The sequence below is a fragment of the Actinoalloteichus hymeniacidonis genome, assembly GCF_014203365.1.
Lineage (GTDB): Bacteria > Actinomycetota > Actinomycetes > Mycobacteriales > Pseudonocardiaceae > Actinoalloteichus_A > Actinoalloteichus_A hymeniacidonis.
This window is the reverse complement of sequence record NZ_JACHIS010000001.1, coordinates 5029084-5047736: the sequence shown is the minus strand read 5'-3', so window position 1 is coordinate 5047736 and position 18653 is coordinate 5029084. Positions and strand designations below refer to the sequence as shown.

Below are 18653 nucleotides of genomic sequence, written 5' to 3'. Positions count from 1 at the left end.
CCCGACAGGGCCGCCTCGGCAGCACGTCCATACCTCTTAGGGGTATAGGTTGTCGCGAGGGCACGACCGGATGCCGATGCGGTGGCTCGTGTGCTCGATGGGCCTGCGAGCTGGGCAAGTACCGGGATCGTGGCAGCGTGCGTCCGCGCTGCTTCGCCCCGAAAGCACCCCTTGGTGCTTACCGGTACGGGGTACCCTCGGCAGGCGGACGTCGATGAGGGAGCGAGACATGCGTGGTTACACCGAGGATAAGGACGGCTACCTGAAGCGATTGCGCCGGATCGAGGGTCAGATCCGTGGTCTGCAGCGGATGGTGGAGGCCGACGAGTACTGCATCGACGTGCTCACTCAGATCTCGGCGGCGACCAAGGCGCTGCAGTCGGTGTCCATCGGTCTGATCGACGAGCATCTCAAGCACTGTGTGGCCGAGGCTATCGCCGAGGGCGGCGAGGTGGCCAACGAGAAGGTCCGCGAGGCCAGCGAGGCCGTGGCACGGTTGGTCCGTTCCTGACAGGTCCCCGCTCGGCGTTTCGTGACGGCCTGCCCGCTACGGCGTGGCGGGCCGTCTGCTTGCTCTAGGTGGTCCGTGTGTGGGCCGGGCGCGTCGTTGCAAGCACCGAATACCCCCTAGGGGTATATTGCGGTTGTCCTGCCTGTGAGAGGAGCGCGGCGATGCACCCGCAGTCCCACGACCACGACCACGACGGATCCCACTCCGTCGATCGACAACACCAGCACACCGGACACGCAGGTCACGGCAGCCACGCCGCCGCTTTCCGGGACCGGTTCTGGTTGAGCCTGGCCCTGACCATCCCGGTGGTCCTCGCCAGCCACATGATCGCCGACCTCCTCGGCTACACCGTGCCCACCTGGGCCGGGTGGGTGGCGCCGGTGTTGGGCACCGTCGTCTTCCTCTACGGCGGGCAGCCGTTCCTCACCGGCGCCGTCGGCGAACTGCGGGCTCGAACGCCGGGGATGATGACGCTCGTCGCGCTGGCCATCACCGTCGCCTTCGTCGCCAGCGCCCTGACGACCTTCGGCGTCGCCGGGCTGGAACTGGACTTCTGGTGGGAATTGGCCCTGCTGGTGGTGATCATGTTGCTCGGCCACTGGCTGGAGATGCGCGCGCTCGGGCAGGCCACCGGGGCCCTGGACGCCCTGGCCGAACTGCTGCCGGACAGCGCGGAACGTATCGCCGAGGACGGTTCGATCTCCTCCGTCGGGCTGGGTGAGCTGGCCGTGGACGACGTGGTGTTGGTCCGCTCCGGCGGCCGGGTGCCCGCCGACGGCGTGGTGACCGAGGGCGCCGCCGAGCTGGACGAATCGATGATCACCGGCGAGTCGAACACCGTGCGACGCTCGGTCGGCGACCGGGTGGTCGCGGGCACGGTGGCCACCGATTCCTCGATCCGGGTCCGGGTGCAGGCCATCGGCTCGGACACCGCGCTGGCCGGGATCGCCCGGCTCGTCGAACAGGCGCAGTCCTCGAAGTCGCGGGCCCAGGCCTTGGCCGACCGCGCGGCGGCGGCGCTGTTCTGGTTCGCCCTGATCGTCGGCGCGCTGACCTTCGTGGTGTGGCTGGTCATCGGCGATCCGACCACCGCCGTGGAGCGGATGGTCACCGTGCTGGTGATCGCCTGCCCACATGCCCTCGGGCTGGCGATTCCACTGGTCATCGCGATCTCGACCTCGATGTCGGCGAAGGCGGGCATCCTGGTGACCGACCGGCTGGCCCTGGAACGGATGCGCACCATCGACGCCGTGGTCTTCGACAAGACCGGCACCCTGACCAAGGGCCGCCCCGTGGTCACCGAGGTCCGCGCGGCGCCGGGCGGTTCGCGTTCCGAGGTGCTGGCCCTGGCCGCAGCCGCCGAGATCGACTCGGAACACCCGCTGGCCGCCGCGATCGTCGCGGCCGCGCGCGAGGAAGGCCCGATCCCCGAGGCCCGCGACTTCCGCTCGCTGACCGGCCGGGGTGTGCAGGCGGTGGTCGACGGCGCCACCATCGCCGTCGGCGGGCCCGGATTGCTTGCGGAGCGCGAGATCCGACCGCCCGAGGACCTGGCCGCCGAGACCCAGTCGTGGGCGGCGCGCGGCGCCACCGTTCTGCACGTACTGCGAGACGGCGTGGTGCTCGGCGCGGTCGCGCTGGCCGACGAGGTGCGTCCGGAGTCGCGGGAGGCCATCGAAGCCCTGCATCGCCACGGCGTCCGGGTCATGATGATCACCGGCGATGCGCGACCGGTGGCCGAGGCGGTGGCCGCCGACCTCGACATCGACGAGGTGTTCGCCGAGGTGCTGCCCGCCGACAAGGACAGCAAGGTCGTCGAACTGCAGGAGCGCGGCCGCCGGGTCGCGATGGTGGGCGACGGCGTCAACGACGCACCCGCCTTGGCCAGGGCGGAGGTCGGCATCGCGATCGGCGCGGGCACCGACGTCGCCATCGAATCGGCGGGCGTGGTGCTGGCCTCCGACGACCCGCGCGGCGTGCTCGCGGTACGCAGGTTGTCGGTGGCCGCCCACCGCAAGATGTGGCAGAACCTCGCCTGGGCCACCGGCTACAACCTGCTCACCGTGCCCTTGGCCGCCGGGGTGCTGGCGGGCGTCGGCTTCGTGTTGCCGCCCGCGGTCGGGGCGGTGGTGATGAGCCTGTCCACGATCGTCGTCGCGGTGAACGCGCAGCTGTTGCGCCGGGTGAAGCTGACCGAGTCGGCGTGAGGGGCGGGCGGCCGGTATCCGAGATATCGGCCGCCCGCAGCTCGATCTTCAGCCGCGCAACGCCACCGGAAGCATGGCCAACCGGGACCCCATGATGCCGCCGGGCCCGACCTGGCGGATCTCGGTGGCCGGCATGGCGAGCCGGGCCGCTGGGAAGTCGGTCCGCAGCACGGTGACCACCGCGCGCAGCTCCTCGCGGGCGAGCTGGGCACCGATACAGAAGTGCGCGCCCGAGCCGAAGGTCAGATCCGTGCCGGACGTGCGGGCCGGGTCGGTGTTGATCCCCAGGATGTCCACCAATAACGGCGTGCGCGCGGGCAACCGTACGCCCGCCAGTTCGACCTCGGTGGTGGTGAACCGCCACAGACTGAACGGCGCGGGCGCGTGCTGTCGCAGTGTCTCGTCGACCAGGTCGTGCACGGTGTCCTGGTGCGGAGCGGCCTCGCCGAGAGCACGGGCGATGAGGAAGCCGACGGCTGAGTCGGTGGTGAGCTGACCGGCGAAGATCAGTGCGAACAGGTGGTAGCGCAGTTCGGCCTCGGCGGTTCCGGCGGGCAGCCGATCCCGCAGTTCGGCGGCGAGTCCGTGACTGTCGGCGCGCAGACCCTCGGCGGCCAGCTCGGCCAGCGCGCCGATGGCCTTGCCCTGATCGCCTCGAACGCCGTTGACCATCATGAGACAGGCGTCGGTGGCCTCGTCGACGAGATCGAGCGGGATACCGAGCAGATCGAGCAACACGGTCAGCGGGTAGCGGGTGGTGAAGCCCGCCATCAGGTCGACCACCGGGCCCCGCGCGGCGGCCTCGGTGAGTAGCTCGCGGGCGATCTGATGGATGCGGTCGGACTGGGCGCGAATGCGCTTGGCGCTGAACAACGGTGCATGGGCCCGCCGCAACTCGGCGTGCGCGGGGCCGTCGAGCGTGGTCAGGGACGGTTGCTCTGCGGCGGTCCGCTCCAAACCTGCTTCCGCCGGATCCCAATACGGCGGCGCGAACGCCGGGTCCTTGGCGATATCCGGATGGGAGCAGACCTCCTTGGCCAGCGCCTCGGTGGTCACGATCCACACGGGACCGTCCGTCGGCGCGGTCGATCGGCTGATCGGTCCGGCCACTCGAAGAGCCGCGCGAGTCGGATCGGGTTCGGTATGGGGTCGGTCGACGGGTGCGAACGGATTGACGACGGGTCGGGCTGCGTCGGGCATCGCGGATTCCTCTGGTGCGTGGGAGAGCGCGGGCGTTGGCGGGTACGGCTGATCGCCACCGGTGGGGTGGGCGCGTGAGGACTGCGGCCGCTTCTCGCAGTAGCTTCCCCGAGAAGTAGCTTCATGATGAAGCTATATCGTGGCGGGGTAGATTGGCAACCCGAAATGATCATCGGAACCGAGCGCCGGACAGGAGAGAACGACGATGGAGGAGGCACCGCAGCCTGCCGACGACACCGAGCGCAGCGGCCGAATCCTCGACGGACTCCGGGCCTTCGGCGCCAACTACACCGAGTTCACCGACCGGTTCGCCGCCTGGCTCGGTTTGCACTCCACCGACGCCAGGGCGCTGGTCGAGATCCTCTACGCCGAGGACAAGGGCACCCCGCTGTCGCCCACCCGCCTCAGCGAACGCCTCGCCCTCACCACCGGCGCCACCACGAACCTGCTGAACCGCCTCGAACGCCTCGGCCACATCGTCCGCACTCGCGAACAGGCCGACCGGCGCGCGGTGACGCTGCGCAGCAGCAAGGAGATCGAGGCGCCCGCCCGCGAGTTCTTCGGCCCGCTGGCCGTCCACCTGGACGCGTTGGTGGCGCAGTACCCGCCGGAACAGCTGGACCAGTTCGAGAGATTCCTCGATGGGCTGCGCGTCAGCATGAACGAGTTGTTGGCCGAGCAGGCCGAAGCATCGGGGCGGTCGGAGGGCAAGCCCTAGACTGGAATCCGATGTGGTCGTAAATCCTGTTACCCGCCGGTAGAACCCCAGGTCACGAAGTATCCGCCCCGCGTGCGCGGGGGTGTTCCGGTGGTTGAGTCGGACCGCAGTGGGGTGGTCGCATCCGCCCCGCGTGCGCGGAGGTGTTCCCACAACGACGTCTACGGCGACGGCGAGTCGGGCATCCGCCCCCGCGCACGCGGGGGTGTTCCGGTCGGCACAGGGCTGGTCCTCGATGGACACGCATCCGCCCCGTATGTAAGGGCTCGGTCTGCGCTGTGGCTTCTGTGCGGATCGGACCGGTTCGGCATGCAAGCTCGAAAACATGAGGGCGTCGTGGGAAAGGCCTGGCGAACGAGCGACCATGTAATGGTTATGCACAGAATCAGAAGACCGCCTCCGGCGGAGCGTGCGGCCGCGTTCACCGAGGCGTACCACCGTTTATATCCGAGGGTGCTTGCCTTCATGCTGCGCCGGGTCGGCGATCGCGGTGTGGCCGAGGACCTGGCCTCGAAGGTGTTTCAAATCGGTTGGGAGCATGTCGATAGCAGGCTGCTGTGGACCAACGCCTGGTTCTTCGGTACCGCGCGCACCGTGCTGGCCGAGCACCACCACCGGGCCCCTCGACTCGCCGAGCTGCATCGCCGACCGGCCGTGGAGTTCGGCAGGCCGCCGGCTACCGGCGACGACCTTAGGGCGCTGGCCGCGCTGGACGCGTTGGACTCGCTGACCGAGGAGCAGCGCGAGGTGTTGTTGCTGCACTACTGGGAAGGACTCGACTCCGTCGAGGTCGCCTACGCCCTGCGTCGCAGCCGTAGTGCGATCTGGCTGCGCCTGTACCGGGCGCGGCGGGCGTTTCGCGCGGCCTACCTGTCGAGGAGTGGATCGTGGTGAGTCGAGTTCTCGTCAAGTCGTTGATCATCCGGGCGAATCCCGTGCCCACCCCGCCGCCGGATCTGCTGTCCGGCCGGGCCGCCGCCGAACTCGCAGACTTGGTGGGCGAGCAGCAGAGCGCCGAGTTTCGTCCCCAGCCGCCGGCTCCGGGCCGCCGGGGCCCGGTGCTAGCTGTCGCGGTGGCGCTGTCCGTGATCCTGGTCGTCGGTGTGGTGGGCCTCGTGCTGTTCTTCTCGGATGACCGACGGGGCCAGCGAACCCCGGTCGTAACCGACGAGCCGTACTACGCCAGCACCGAAGAGCTGGTCGCCGAAGCGGACCTGATCGTGCGGGGCCGGATCGATGCGACCCACCGGCAGACCATGGACGACCTCCCCGAGATCCGGGCGGAGGTCACCGTGCTGGCTAGCGTCGGGGACACGGTCGCCGTGGGCGACACCATCGACGTGGCCTACGTGATCCGGGGCGCCGCACCGTCTACCGCCGATGTCGCCGAGGGCGGCGAATACGTGCTGCTGCTCAAGGACTGGGGCGACGGCCGCCGCACCCTGGTCAACAGCACCCAGGGTTCCTATACCGTGGCGGAGGGCCGGGCCATCGCGGGCCAACACAACGAGGTGGGCCTCGGCGGCGAGTTACTTGCGGAGCTAGGGCTTGGTGAGTAGGCGATCCTCGAATTCCAAGTGGTCATAAATCCGGTTACCGGCCGGTAGAACCCCAGGTCAACAAGTATCCGCCCCGCGCACGCGGGGGTGTTCCGGCAGCCGCCGAGGGGATCACCGCGATCCGTCAATCCGCCCCGCGCACGCGGGGGTGTTCCCGATGCCGAGAAGGCCAATGATCAAGAGTGGTGATCCGCCCCGCGCACGCGGGGGTGTTCCGACATGGTCACGGACGACACCCGAGGCCGAGCAGACCCGCCCCGCGCACGTCGGGTGCGTTCCCTCCCGGAATGGCCAGCACGCACGAAGAATCCGTGACCCGACGCCACCACACCGCAAACGCCATCGTCTCCACCCATGAACAGGCTGACCGGCGGGCGCGGTTGCTACTGCCGCACCGCCCATGCGGATTTTGCCGTCAAACCAAGGCACAGGGCGCGGGCGGAGAACCCGCCCGCGCCCTGCCTTACTACCTGATCAGCCGCCTGCCTGTTGCCTCGACTGCGCCGCCACCTCGCTGAAGTAGGTGAGCAGCACCTCGAAGTTCTCATCCGAGTCGGTGCGGATCTCGGCCTTGGTGCCGTCGGCGAAGTCAAGCTTGATCTTCCCGCCGCCGGTGAGGAACTTCTTGTGTTCGCCGTCCACGATGTTCTGGTTCAGCACCCACCGGCCATCGTCCCTGGCGAACAGGCCCGCCGCGCCGTTCTCCAGCAGGGTATTGATCCGACCGTTCAGCGCCTGGCCACCCTGTCCCATCATTCCGGAGAGGTTCTGACCAGCGAGCTTGCTCATCTTCACCGGGATCAACAACAGCCCGATGTCGGTGACGAAGGCGTCCCAGGTCTTGCGGAATGCCATGATTCCGGGCGCCACCGACATCAGTTGTGGCTGTCCGTCGTTGGGCCGTTGCTGCGCTGCGGCTTCCGGCGCGGGCAGCCGGACGAAGTCCAAGGGCACGCCCAGCTGTTGCAGTCTGGCGACGAACTGCGGGACCAGCCCGGGGTTCGCGACGGCGGGGCCGACGAGCTCGGCCACGTCGAGCGGGCCATTCGGTCCGATGACCTGTGCCGGACCGCCCCAACGCAACTCGTGGTGGGCGCGGCCCTGGCTGATCAGCGCCGTCACGATGACAGCGCCGAGCAGCCCGGTGAGCAGGTTGCGCACGGCGTCGATCTGCTCGTTCGGGTCGATGCCCTCACGCACCAGCGGCGCGATCAGCCGCACCATCTCGCCGCGACCCACGGCGTTCAGGATCTCGCCCAACGCGCCACTGGGGGCTGCGCCGGATTGGCGGGCCGCTTCGGCGAGCCTTGCGGCGTTCTTCGCGGCCAACTCGGCGCAGCCCAGTCGGGCGATCTCGTCCCAGCCGGCCTTCGGGCCGATCTCGCCCCGGATGTAGAGAACGCCCTCGGCGGCGGGCAGGACCTGGGCCGGGTTCATGATGACCGACCAGCCGGGCCGCTGATCCGGCGCCGCCGGATTGTCGGGCAGATTCTGGATGGCGGCGATCCGCTTGCGGATGGTCGGGTGGCTGTCGTAAACCGAAGAGGACTCCGCGTCCAGCACCTTCGGCTCGTACTCGGCCCTGATCCGCTGGTTCTCCGGGGCGTCCAGGAAGAAGCGGAAGCCCAGCAGGATGTCCGGGGTGCGCTGTGCCAACTGCGGTAGGTTCAGGAAGCGGTCGGCGTAGGCCTCCCAGAACATGTCCATCGTGGCGATCTTGCGCAGCGCCTCGCTCGCGGTGAACCGGCCCGCGGCCGCCACCGAGTAGGCGTCGGCCTGCAACTCCTGGCTACGGGTCGCCGACCGGGAGACCATCAGATACAACCGGGCGTAACCGTTGAGAATCCACCGCGCGGGCCCGGAATCCAGCCTGCCCACGGTGCGCCGCAGGGTCTCGGCGCCCCGATAGGTGATGGCGAGCAGTCGGGTGTGGCCGCCGCCGTAGTGGCCGAGTTCGTGCGCGAGAACGGAACGCAGCTCGGAGACGTTGAGACCGGCGAGCAGCGGCAGGCCGATCATCATGTAGCGGCGTCCGGCTTGCAGACCGAGACCACGCGCATCCTCCTGGACTGCGGCGTTGATCTCCGGAACCAGGATGATCTCGTCCGGCGGTCGGGTCTGGGCGTTGGCGGCGAGCTCGTCCACCAGTTGCCACAGCATCGGCTGTTCCTGCCGGGTGAGCCGGGGACCGTCCGGCGGGGTCAGCCGGGTGCGCAGTGCCTGTACCAGGCCGAATCCGAGGGCGAGCATCAGACCGACGGCGACGATGGCCAGATAGATGCCACCCCGCCCGCCGATGTTGATCCCGGCAATCGTCCCGCCGATACCGAGCGCGAGAACGAAGATGGGGAACAGAATCAATAACAGCACTGCGAGGAATGCGCGTACGGCACCACGCATCTCGGCCTCCTAGAGGAAAGTGGGGTAGCGGCAGCGGTCTCGGGGGATTCCGCTGGTACATCGGTTGTTTGGGCTGCGAACGACTTCTCATCCCCGCTGTCAGACCACCGGAGACGTCTCGCTCGACGTCGACCGGCCTGATCGCGGGCGTTGAGGCTGGTCATTCTGCCCCCGCCTACGTTGCTGAGCGGGCGTTTCGATGAAAAAGAGTCGGCTGAACCTCGGACCGACTCCGTCGTCGATCGACGATTCGCTCACCGATAGTGCCGATAGAGGTGCCGAGCGTGAGCGGTGAAGATATCCCGGCGCGAGGCCGAGTCGGGAAAAGTATTCTCTTGATATCGAGTGAAAACTCGATGTAGCGCGGTGATCGCAATCAATTTAGACGTTCTACAGTGGACTTCCCAAGCGCATTAGCAACTTCAATCGGGGGTTGGACCCCGAAGCAGGGCAGACGGTTCCCCGACCGCCATGATTTCTCGATCAGGCGGCGCTGGCGGGTGCGCCGGGCCCGGCCGACTTCGGGCGTCGGCGGAGCCCGCGTTGCCGGGCGCCGCCCGTGCCGTGGAGATCCTCGGGCCCCGACTGAAGTGGCTGAGAATCCGGCTGACCGCCGATAGAGCGCCAGGTCAAGAAGTGTCTGCCCGCACCCGCAGAGGTACTCCGACCCCGCCCGCAGACCGCCAGGTAACAGTGAGCGACCCGGGGGCACTCACCCCGGACTCAGATCTCCCGAACCACCTTCGCCGGATTCCCGACCGCGACCACATTGGCAGGCAGATCCTTGGTGACCACCGCTCCCGCGCCGACCACGGTGTTGTCCCCGATGGTCACCCCGGCCAACACGATGGCGCCGCCGCCGAGCCATACGTTGTCGCCGATGGTGATCGGCTCGGCGCTCTCGAACTTCTGCCGACGCGGTTCCGGCGCTACGGGGTGGGTGGGGGTGAGGAGTTGCACGTTCGGCCCGATCTGGACGTCGTCGCCGATGGTGATGCGAGCGACGTCCAGCGCGACCAGGCCGAAGTTCGCGAAGCTGCGGGCCCCGATGTGCAGGCCGCTGCCGTAATCGACATACAGCGGGCCCCTGATCACGGTCTCCTCACCGATGGCGCCGAGCAGTTCCTCCAGGATGGCTCGCCCGGCTGCCGCGTCGTGCGGGGCGATCTCGCCGAAGCGGGCGGCCAGCCGGGCGGCGCGGTCGTTGTGCTCGGCGAGTTCGGCGTCGAAGACGTAGGGCTCGCCCGCCAGCATCTTCTCCCGGTTGCTGCGGGTGTCGTCGCCCGCGCCGTGCGCTGCGTCAGTCATGGTCGTCAGCGTAGAGAAATCGATCGACTCGGCCAGCCGAGTCGCGGCTCGCGCCGTCAATCACCTGGCAGGCCGGGAAAACGCCCGTGGGTGAGGGCGATGAGGTCCGCCTGCAATGCGACGTGGTCGGCGTCGCTCAGGACGGCTCCCCAGAGCGGCGCGCTGTTGGTGCCATCGGTCGCGGCGATGATCATTCGGCTGATGGTCTGATCGAGGCCGTCGTCGAGCAGCGCGGTCCGCCATCGCTGCGCATCCCGTTGGGCGAGTTCCTCCAGGCCCGGTTCGAACATCAGGTGCACGGCCAGCGCGATGTGTTCGCGCAGCTCGACGTCGTCGCCGCCGTGCTCGAAGCTCACCCGGATATAGGCCCTGGTCAGCCTGCCCGGGGTGCCCTCCGCTTCTTCGGTCGCCGCCTGTTCGACGTCGTGGCGGAACCGGTCCATCAGGTCGGTGGCGAGCCCGTTGAGGAGTTCCTCCTTGTTGGGGAAGTGGTAGAGCAGGCCGCCCTTGGACACGCCTGCGGCTTCGGCGATGTCCGCGAGCGGCACGCCGGTGCCGTGTCTGCCGATCAAGCGCGTGGCGGCGGCCAGGATCAGTCGTTTCGTCTCGCCCGCCTGGCGGCCTGCGGTGCGTGCCATGGGTAGTCAGTCCTCGCTCGTGTGGTGGCGCCTCAGTGCTCCGTCGACACGGCGGCCTTGTCGTTCGGGATGAGGGTGAAGGCCACGATCGCGGCGACGACCATCACCGCACCCGCGACCAGGGTCGTCGTCTGCATCGCGGACATGAACGCCTCCTGTGCTGCTGTCAACGCCGAACTGCCGGGTTCCAGGATCGCGGTCGCCGATGCCAGGGAATCCTCGGCCCGCGCCGCGACCTCGCCCGCCACCTCGGTGGGCAGGTCGAGATTGCCTCGGTAGAGCACGGTGATCACCGATCCTAGGACCGCGATCCCCAGGGCCACCCCGAGCTCGTAGGCGGTCTCGGCCACCGACGCCGCCGCGCCCGCCTTGGTCGGCCGCACCGAGGAGACCACGGCGTCGACGCTCAGGGTCTCGGCGATGCCGATGCCCAGACCCAGCGGGATCATCGGCAGCAGCACCCAGATCAGCTCTTCGCTGCCCTCCAACGCGGCCAGCAGGCCGAGCCCGGCCGCGCCGATCAGCAGGGCGGTCGCGATGGCTCGTCCCCGTCCGAGCCGGGTGAGCAGGAACCCGACCGCCGCCACCGCGGCCATCGCGGAGAGCGCGGCGGGCAGCTGCGCCACCCCGGCCTCCAACGGGCCAAGACCACGGGCGAGCTGGAGGTACTGGGAGAAGAAGAACAGCACCCCGCTGAGGGCGAAGACGGAGATGAAGTTGACCAGCACCGCCCCGCTGAACGCGGGATTGCGGAACAGCTCCACGTCGATCATCGGTGCCGCCACCCGGCGCTGCCGATGCACGAACAGCACCGCACCCACCACGCTGGCCACGATCGCGGCGACGACGCCGAGACCGAAGGAACCGCTGGTGAGCTGCTTGATCGTGTAGACGAACGGGATGATCGCCAGCATCGACAGGCCGCTGGAGATCAGGTCGAAGCGACCGGGATTCGGGTTGCGTGACTCCGGCAGCAACCAGCCGCCGACGACGAGCACGAGCAGCATCACCGGCAGATTGATCAAGAACACCGAGCCCCACCAGAAGCGCTCCAGCAGCGCGCCGCCCACCAGCGGGCCGAGGGCGATGCCGCTCGCGGCCGCCGCCGACCAGATCGCGACCGCCCTGGTGCGCTCGATCGGCTCGGTGAAGATGTTCCGGATCAGCGACAGCGTCGAGGGCATGATCGTCGCCCCCGCCACGCCCAGCAGCAGGCGGGCCACGATCAGCACTTCCGAGGACGGCGCGAACGCGGCCAGCACCGAGGCCGCGCCGAACGCGGTCGCGCCGATCAGCAGCAGCCGTTTGCGGCCGATCCGGTCGGCCAGGTTGCCCATGGTCACCAGCAGGCCCGCCAGGACCAGCGAGTAGACGTCGCCGATCCACAGCACCTGCGTCGCGGTCGGCGACAACTCCGCCGTCAGCGACGGCACCGCCAGGTACAGCACGGTCGCATCGATCGCCAACAGCAACACGGCGCCGACCAGCACCGCCAGCGATGCCCAGCGGCGTGCCGGGCTCAGTACTTCACTCAACGTGGTCTCCTCGGGAAAAACTGAACCGTCCAGCCGGTACAGTTCTACGACCGAACGGTACGGCAAATGCGGGGATCGGGTGGTCGTCGGTCAGCCAGCGCGGTCGTCGGCGCTGCGGACGAGCGTGGCCAGCAGGTCGGCGAACCGGCTCAGGGCTTCGCGTGCGGCGTGGTTGTCGCGGTGTGCCAGCCAGGACCACGCGACGCCGTTGAGCGTGGCGAGGGTCAGTTCGGCGAGCAGTCGTTCCTCGTGCAGCAGGGTCAACGACGCCTCGTCCCGGAGTCGCCTGATGTAGCCGATGGCCCGCTCCAGGCCCGCGAGGTGCTGCTGCCGGGGAAGCTCTTGGAGTTCTGGGTCACGCAGCACGAAACTGCCGAGGTCGTAGAGCACCAGCTGGCTGTCGGGATCGGCCTCGATTTGCGACCAGAACGCGAGCAGCAGCGTCCGGATGTTCTCGGCGGGGCTGGTCTCGGCCGAGATCCGAGGCCAGGCCGCGGCCAGGTCGATCTCGATGTCGCTGGCGAGGACTGCGGCGTAGAGCTCCTTCTTGGAGTGGAAGCAGTAGTGGAAGGCGCCGTGCGGCATGCCTGCCTCGGTGCAGATCGCGCGGGTGGTCGCGGCGGCGATCCCGTCCCGTTTCATCACGCGCAGTGCCGCGCCGACGAGCTGGCGGCGGCGCTCATCGGCGCTGATCTGCTTCCGAGGGGCCTGCGTCGTCGCGTCGCTCATGTCCGCATCCTAGCCATTGGCCACGAGACTGGGTCAGATGACTTGGCCAGTTGACCTAACCGGTTGGCCAAGTTAGTTTGAGAGTGGGATCACGCCGGTTGCCGAGCCCGAGCCGGACATGCGAATCGGGCAGATCCGGGGCACGTCGATCACCGGCGCCCCGCCCGATCTTTGGAACAGGGAGGCCATTCCATGACCTCGCAGCTCGCCGAGGACAGTCCCCGAATCCCCGGGCCCGCGCCGCTGCCGGTGCTGGGCAACCTGCTGGAGATGCTCCGCGCCCCGCAGGAGACCTCGATCGAACTGACGGCGGACTATCACGCCCGGTACGGCGGGATCTTCGCGCTCGACATCGTCGGCAACCGGCAGATCTTCGCCTCCGACCATCGCCTCGTCGCCGAGATGTGCTCGAGCCCGCTGTGGTCGAAGTCGGTCCACGACGCCCTGGAACAGATCCGGGACTTCGGCGGCGACGGCCTGTTCACCGCGTACTCCGAGGAACCGAACTGGGGACGGGCGCACCGCCTGTTGATGCCCGCCTTCGGCACCATGGCGATGAAGGACTACTTCCCGCAGATGCTCGACATCGCCGAGCAGCTGATGGTGCGCTGGCAGCGGTTCGGCTCGGACCACACCATCGACGTCGCCGAGGACATGACGCGGCTGACCCTCGACACGATCGCGCTGTGCGCGTTCAACGTCCGCTTCAACTCCTTCTACTCCGAGAAGCCGCACCCGTTCGTCGGCGCGATGGTGCGGTCGCTCGTCGAGGCGGGCGCCCGCCCGGAGCGGTTGCCCGGTGTGCAGCCCTTCCTCGTCGGCACGAACCGGCAGTACCGCACCGACATCGCCGCGATGCAGCGGATCACCGACGACATCGTGGCCACCCGCAATGGTCTTCCTGCCGAGGATCAGCCCGACGACCTGCTGCAACGGATGCTGACCGCCGCCGATCCGCTCACCGGCGAGAAGCTGTCCGAGGAGAACATCCGGCACCAGCTGGTGACCTTCCTCGTCGCCGGGCACGAGACGACGTCCGGCCTGCTGTCCTTCGCCACCCACCAGCTGCTGGCCAACCCCGACGTCCTGGCCAGGGCCCGCGAGGTGGTCGACGAGGTGCTGGGGAACCGGACTCCGAGGTTCGAGGACCTCGCCGACCTCGGCTACCTCGGGCAGATCCTGCGCGAGACGCTGCGCCTGCACCCCACGGCCCCGGCCTTCGCGCTCACCCCGAGCGAGCCCACCACCCTCGGCGGCCACCGGATCACCCCGGACGACAGCGTCATGGTGATCCTGCCGGTTTTGCACCAGGACCCCGAGGTCTGGCCGCAACCGCAGCGCTTCGACCCCGACCGGTTCGCCCCGGACCGGATGGACCGGATCCCCGAATACGCCTGGATGCCCTTCGGTCACGGCGCCCGCGCCTGCATCGGCAGGCCCTTCGCGTTGCAGGAGGCCACCCTGGTGCTCGCGATGATGCTGCAACGCTTCGACATCGCCCTGGCCGATCCCGACTACCGGATGACGATCAGCGAGACGCTGACCATCAAGCCCAAGGACCTCACCATCAAGGCCCGCGCCCGCAGCGCAGCACCGCAACCCCGATCCGAGCCCGCCACAGCCGCCCCGCACGCCCCGACCGCCGCCGAGGTGCGTCCCTCGCACGGCACCCCGATGCTGGTGCTCTTCGGTTCCAACGGCGGCAGCAGCGAGAGCCTGGCCCGCACCATCGCAGGCGACGGCCACGCGCGCGGCTGGAACACCGAGGTCGCGCCGCTGGACGACCACGCGGGCACCCTGCCCACCGAGGGGCCGGTGGTGATCGTGACCTCCTCGTACAACGGCACCCCGCCCGACAACGCGCGCCGCTTCGTCGACTGGCTCACCGAATCCGAGCCGGAGTTGACCGGCGTCGACTACCTCGTGCTGGGCTGCGGCAGTCTCGACTGGGCCGCTACCTACCAGCGCATCCCCACCCGCATCGACGAGGCGATGGCCGCCGCCGGGGCCAACCGAATCCGCGAGCGCGGCGTCACGGACGCACGCACCGACTTCTTCGGCGACTGGGAACGCTGGTACCGACCGCTGTGGAGCGAACTGGCCGCCCGATACGGCGTGGCCGACACCGCCCCCACCGGCCCGCGCTACCGGATCACCCCCACCAACGCGCCGAGGCCCGAGCGGACCGACGCCACGGCGGTGGTGGTGCAGAACCGTGAGCTGACCACCGGAACCCGCTCCAAGCGTCACCTCGAACTGCGGCTACCGGAGGGACGGACCTACCGCACCGGCGACTACCTCTCGGTGCTGCCGCAGAACCATCCCGAGCTGGTGACGCGCATGCTCACGCGGTTGGGCATCGACCCGGAGCACCTGGTGTCGATCGCGTCCGACGCGCCCAACGGCCGCATCCCCGTCGGACTGCCGATCCGCGTCGACGACCTGCTGACCCGACACACCGATCTCTCCGCCCCCGCGACCCCCGGTGTCATCGCCGCACTCGCCGAGACCACCCGCTGCACCCCGGAACGTCGGGAACTCACCGAGCTCGCGAACCAGGCGGAATCCGGCGAGCGACGGCCCTCACTGCTGCACCTGTTGGAGCGGTTCGCCTCCTGCCCGGTCGACCTCGCCTGGGTGCTGGAACGGCTCCCCGAACCCCGAGCCCGCCAGTACTCGATCAGCTCGGCCGCCGAGGTGCAGACCGAGGTCGCCCTGACCGTCTCCGTCGTCGAGGGCCCGGATCGCGCAGGCAGCGGCACCTATCGCGGCGCGGCCTCCAGCTACCTCCAGCGCACCCACCCCGGCGACCGGCTCACCGTGGCGCTCGCCGCGCCGCAGGAGGAGTTCCGACCGCCCGCCGACAACTCGGTGCCCGTCGTCATGATCGCCGCAGGCTCCGGGATCGCACCCTTCCGCGCCTTCATCGCCGCCCGCCGGGCACGCGCCGAGAAGGGCGAGCCGCACGGCGCTAACCTGCTGTTCTTCGGCTGCCGACACCCCGACTCGGACGACCTGTACGCCGAGGAGTTCGCGCCGCTCGTGGCTGCCGGAACGCTGCAAGTCCACCGGGCGTTCTCCCGCCGACCCGACGGCGACGTGCACTACGTCCAACACCGCCTGTGGGCCGAACGCCGCAGCGTCCTCGACCTAGTCGAGCAGGGCGCCCACCTCTACGTCTGCGGCGATGTCACCGGCATGGGCCCCGCCGTCGAGGAATGCCTGCGCCGTATCGGCCCGGACGAGGACTGGCTCGACCGGCTCCGCGCGGCGGGCAGATACGCGACGGATCTCTTCTAGCTCCATCCGCGGGCCCCGATCACAACCGCAGGAAAGACGGGAGGCGGGAGCGGCCACCCCCATGGCCGCCCCCACCTTCCCAAGCCATCGACGGTCCCCAGCCTGTCGACGGCCCCGACCCGCTCGTGCGGCTAGCGGCGGGTGGTCAGGAACTCGGTGGTGCGCAACGCCCGCGAGGAGATCCGGACATCGCCGATCCAGCCGTAGAAACCGTGGCTGTACTCCTCGGCGAACTGGGTGCCGCCGATGACGAAGGGCTTGCCCAAGGTCGTGATGCCCTTCGACCGCTGGGTGGGATTGCGGGCGATCTTCGAACCGTCCACATAGACCACGGTCTGCCGTCCGTCGTTGACGACCGCCAGGTGCATCCACCGCCCCATCGGCAGGGCGTGACTCCACGAGGTCGGGTCGGCGTCCCGATCGTTGGGGTAGACGACGTACTGCAAGAACCGCTCCCCGGACAGGTTCAGGCTGCACGTCGGCTCGTCCTGCGACCAACCGCTGGTCTTGCCCGCATCCCCCGCGCGGCCCTCCCAGCTCAGCAGTCCCATGAAGGAGTGGTCGCCCACCATCGGATCGGGCAGCTTGGCGAACAGTTCGATCGTGTAGCCCGATTCGAAGGTCATGCTGTTGATCGGCGCCTCGGTCACGGCCCGCAGCAGGGCACCCCGGTTCGGGTCCTTCGCGCCGTCGAATCGCAGGCTCGCGTGCGCGGGCTGGTCGACGTGGTGGTCGGCGGAGAAGGTCAGCACGTCGGCGGGCCCGTTGTGCAGGCGGGTGGCCACCAGATCGTTGCCGTTGCCGGTGAGGTCGCGGGCCACGGTGCCCTCGTTGACGGCGTTCCCGTCGGCGCCGGTCTCGCCAAGACCGGACTCGTCGAAACGCCAGTAGGCGACCGTGCCCCGGCCCACCACCTCGTCGGCAGGCCGCGCGGCGGGCGGGGTCACCCCGGAGAAGCCTGCGAAGCGCTTCTCGAAGTCGATGGCCACGCTGAACCGGTCGACCTCGCCGGTGCGCTCGACGTTCTCGGCCTCCAGCGGGCTGCGGTCCTCGCGGTCGATGCCCAGCAACCACGGCGAGAACGTCTCGACGTCGATGACACCCCGCACCAGGTCGAAGGAGTAGTACCGCAGCGTCGCTGCGCCGCCGTAGTACATGTCCTGGTAGTTCGCGATGTGAACGTGCACATCGTTGCCCGCCGCGTTCTGCAGGACGGTGCGACCCGACGGCCAGTAATGCCCGTTGAGGGTCAGGAAGATCTGGTCGTGGTCGTTGATCAGCCCGTCCCACAGCCGCCTGCCGTGCTCGGACAGCTGCGCGATGCCGTCGTCGCTGGCGAAGGCGAGATCGTGGGTGGTGAGGATGGTGGGCAGCGTCGGGTGCTCGGCAAGCACACCTCGGGCCCAGTCCAAACCGGTGTCGGAGATCCGCCAGTCCAGCGCCAGCAGTAACCAGTCCCGGTCGCCCGCCCGCAGCACGTGGGCGCTGTTGTAGCCGCCGGGGGAGGAGCCGAGGTAGGTCGAGCTGCGGCGGAAGCGGTCCGGCCCGAACGCCGCCAGGTAGGGGCTGTCGCCGCGTTGGTCGTCGGTGCTGCCGTCCACGTCGTGGTTACCGGCCAGCACGCTGTAGGGCAGTTTGCGGTCCAGGAACCGGAAGGCGCGCTCGGCCAGGTCGATCTCGTGTTGGCTGCCGTGCTCGGTGACGTCGCCGAGGTGCGCCAGGAAGACGATGTCCTCCTCGCGGCGCCGGTCGACCACATGGCGGAAGGCGTCCCGCAGCGGCGTCGGGTCCGAGCTGTCCTCATCGAAGAGGTACTGGGTGTCGGGCAGCACCGCGATGACGAACCGAGTGCTCTCCAGATCGGCGCCGCGACCCGCCGAGGCGGTCGATGCCTCGTCTTGGGCGTGAGCCGCCGGGGCGGTGACGGCGGGCAGGCTCGCGGCGGCGCCGATCACCGGCACGGCGGCAGCGGCATGCAACAGGGTCCGACGTCCCAGGGCGGGCCCGCCCGCCGCCTGCGTGGCCTCGGCAGGCGAAGCGGCTGCCTCGGCGGGGTCGCGGTCGGTGCGGCGCGGGTCGTCCATCTGCGGTCTCCCTGGGTCGGTACGGGCGTTCGCACTCTGTCGAACCCGGATGGCCTGCAGATGGACCGGGCACGAACACTCGTTGCCCCCTGCCGGAAGTGTTCGTCCACACCCCGCGCCGCCGACCTCGGCCTCGACGAAACCGCAGCTTCGCCTCGGCGCAGGTAATTTATGCGTGCTCCGTCGAAGCGGTACATCGCTCGATTCGGCGGTTGCGTTGCCTGGCACGCCGGGTCCTACCGCGCGACGGCCATCCCGAACGGCACCGGCCCCAACGCCCCGACCAGACTGCGGACCATCAGTAGGAACGCCTCCCGGCCCAGGGCGGTATGCACCCCGCCGAGATCGATGATGACCTGATGCCCGGCGGCGTGCAGGGGCCCCGCCAGTGCCGTGGCCACGGTGCCGGAGCCGAGGATCGTGATCGTTGTCATGGCCGGTTCGCTCCTTGATCGGGAAGGGAT

General features: G+C 69.2%; 14 protein-coding genes. 6 read left to right on the top strand and 8 right to left on the bottom strand.

What is annotated here, in order from left to right; genetic code table 11:
* Positions 1 to 229 precede the first annotated feature (229 nt).
* A complete protein-coding gene (locus BKA25_RS21260; protein ID WP_069847194.1) occupies positions 230 to 511 on the top strand; it encodes a metal-sensitive transcriptional regulator in 282 nt (93 codons plus the stop codon).
* A gap of 161 nt (positions 512 to 672) precedes the next feature.
* Positions 673 to 2718 carry a heavy metal translocating P-type ATPase gene (locus BKA25_RS21255; protein ID WP_084642617.1) on the top strand — a complete coding sequence of 682 codons (2046 nt, stop codon included), beginning with the start codon at positions 673 to 675 and terminating at the stop codon, positions 2716 to 2718.
* 48 nt (positions 2719 to 2766) lie between these two features.
* Here BKA25_RS21255 and BKA25_RS21250 read toward each other — a convergent pair whose 3' ends face one another.
* Positions 2767 to 3918, bottom strand: coding sequence for a cytochrome P450 family protein (locus BKA25_RS21250; protein ID WP_069847195.1), 1152 nt, complete (start codon positions 3916 to 3918; stop codon positions 2767 to 2769).
* Positions 3919 to 4123: 205 nt separating this feature from the next.
* On the opposite strand from BKA25_RS21250, the gene BKA25_RS21245 reads away from it, so the two are divergent.
* From BKA25_RS21245 to BKA25_RS21235, 3 genes are all read left to right on the top strand, one after another.
* Positions 4124 to 4636, top strand: a complete 513-nt coding sequence (locus BKA25_RS21245; RefSeq protein WP_069847197.1) for a MarR family winged helix-turn-helix transcriptional regulator — start codon at positions 4124 to 4126, stop codon at positions 4634 to 4636.
* Between the two features lie 375 nt (positions 4637 to 5011).
* The gene (locus tag BKA25_RS21240) at positions 5012 to 5530 is read left to right on the top strand and encodes an RNA polymerase sigma factor (protein ID WP_069847199.1); all 519 of its coding nucleotides are present in this window, start codon (positions 5012 to 5014) and stop codon (positions 5528 to 5530) included.
* Positions 5527 to 6195: a hypothetical protein gene (locus BKA25_RS21235; protein ID WP_069853333.1), complete on the top strand. Its 669-nt coding sequence runs from the start codon at positions 5527 to 5529 to the stop codon at positions 6193 to 6195. Before BKA25_RS21240 ends, BKA25_RS21235 begins: the two co-directional genes overlap by 4 nt.
* 474 nt (positions 6196 to 6669) lie before the next feature.
* Here BKA25_RS21235 and BKA25_RS21230 read toward each other — a convergent pair whose 3' ends face one another.
* From BKA25_RS21230 to BKA25_RS21210, 5 genes are all read right to left on the bottom strand, one after another.
* A complete protein-coding gene (locus BKA25_RS21230; protein WP_069847201.1) occupies positions 6670 to 8595 on the bottom strand; it encodes a M48 family metallopeptidase in 1926 nt (641 codons plus the stop codon).
* Between the two features lie 723 nt (positions 8596 to 9318).
* The gene (locus BKA25_RS21225) at positions 9319 to 9903 is read right to left on the bottom strand and encodes a sugar O-acetyltransferase (RefSeq protein WP_069847203.1); all 585 of its coding nucleotides are present in this window, start codon (positions 9901 to 9903) and stop codon (positions 9319 to 9321) included.
* Between the two features lie 56 nt (positions 9904 to 9959).
* Entirely contained in the window at positions 9960 to 10541 is a 582-nt protein-coding gene (locus BKA25_RS21220) for a TetR/AcrR family transcriptional regulator (RefSeq protein ID WP_069847205.1), read from the bottom strand.
* Between the two features lie 32 nt (positions 10542 to 10573).
* Entirely contained in the window at positions 10574 to 12076 is a 1503-nt protein-coding gene (locus tag BKA25_RS21215; protein ID WP_157420969.1) for an MFS transporter, read from the bottom strand.
* Positions 12077 to 12166: 90 nt separating this feature from the next.
* Positions 12167 to 12805 carry a TetR/AcrR family transcriptional regulator gene (locus tag BKA25_RS21210; RefSeq protein WP_069847206.1) on the bottom strand — a complete coding sequence of 213 codons (639 nt, stop codon included), beginning with the start codon at positions 12803 to 12805 and terminating at the stop codon, positions 12167 to 12169.
* A gap of 192 nt (positions 12806 to 12997) precedes the next feature.
* Here BKA25_RS21210 and BKA25_RS21205 point away from each other — a divergent pair, with 192 nt between their 5' ends.
* Positions 12998 to 16105 (top strand): bifunctional cytochrome P450/NADPH--P450 reductase, encoded by a 3108-nt coding sequence (locus tag BKA25_RS21205; RefSeq protein WP_069847208.1) that lies wholly within the window; start codon positions 12998 to 13000, stop codon positions 16103 to 16105.
* A gap of 131 nt (positions 16106 to 16236) precedes the next feature.
* Here BKA25_RS21205 and BKA25_RS21200 read toward each other — a convergent pair whose 3' ends face one another.
* Together BKA25_RS21200 and BKA25_RS21195 are read right to left on the bottom strand one after the other, a co-directional pair.
* Positions 16237 to 18189, bottom strand: a complete 1953-nt coding sequence (locus BKA25_RS21200) for a LamG-like jellyroll fold domain-containing protein (protein ID WP_084642621.1) — start codon at positions 18187 to 18189, stop codon at positions 16237 to 16239.
* Positions 18190 to 18425: 236 nt separating this feature from the next.
* A complete protein-coding gene (locus BKA25_RS21195; RefSeq protein WP_069847209.1) occupies positions 18426 to 18623 on the bottom strand; it encodes a hypothetical protein in 198 nt (65 codons plus the stop codon).
* Positions 18624 to 18653 lie beyond the last annotated feature (30 nt).

What these genes read in the sequence shown, in the direction of transcription:
- BKA25_RS21260 (WP_069847194.1), top strand. Translation starts at nt 230, where the DNA reads ATGCGTGGTTACACCGAGGATAAGGACGGCTACCTGAAGCGATTGCGC.
- BKA25_RS21255 (WP_084642617.1), top strand. Translation starts at nt 673, where the DNA reads ATGCACCCGCAGTCCCACGACCACGACCACGACGGATCCCACTCCGTC.
- BKA25_RS21250 (WP_069847195.1), bottom strand. Translation starts at nt 3,918, where the DNA reads ATGCCCGACGCAGCCCGACCCGTCGTCAATCCGTTCGCACCCGTCGAC.
- BKA25_RS21245 (WP_069847197.1), top strand. Translation starts at nt 4,124, where the DNA reads ATGGAGGAGGCACCGCAGCCTGCCGACGACACCGAGCGCAGCGGCCGA.
- BKA25_RS21240 (WP_069847199.1), top strand. Translation starts at nt 5,012, where the DNA reads ATGCACAGAATCAGAAGACCGCCTCCGGCGGAGCGTGCGGCCGCGTTC.
- BKA25_RS21230 (WP_069847201.1), bottom strand. Translation starts at nt 8,595, where the DNA reads ATGCGTGGTGCCGTACGCGCATTCCTCGCAGTGCTGTTATTGATTCTG.
- BKA25_RS21225 (WP_069847203.1), bottom strand. Translation starts at nt 9,903, where the DNA reads ATGACTGACGCAGCGCACGGCGCGGGCGACGACACCCGCAGCAACCGG.
- BKA25_RS21220 (WP_069847205.1), bottom strand. Translation starts at nt 10,541, where the DNA reads ATGGCACGCACCGCAGGCCGCCAGGCGGGCGAGACGAAACGACTGATC.
- BKA25_RS21210 (WP_069847206.1), bottom strand. Translation starts at nt 12,805, where the DNA reads ATGAGCGACGCGACGACGCAGGCCCCTCGGAAGCAGATCAGCGCCGAT.
- BKA25_RS21205 (WP_069847208.1), top strand. Translation starts at nt 12,998, where the DNA reads ATGACCTCGCAGCTCGCCGAGGACAGTCCCCGAATCCCCGGGCCCGCG.
- BKA25_RS21200 (WP_084642621.1), bottom strand. Translation starts at nt 18,189, where the DNA reads ATGGACGACCCGCGCCGCACCGACCGCGACCCCGCCGAGGCAGCCGCT.
- BKA25_RS21195 (WP_069847209.1), bottom strand. Translation starts at nt 18,623, where the DNA reads ATGACAACGATCACGATCCTCGGCTCCGGCACCGTGGCCACGGCACTG.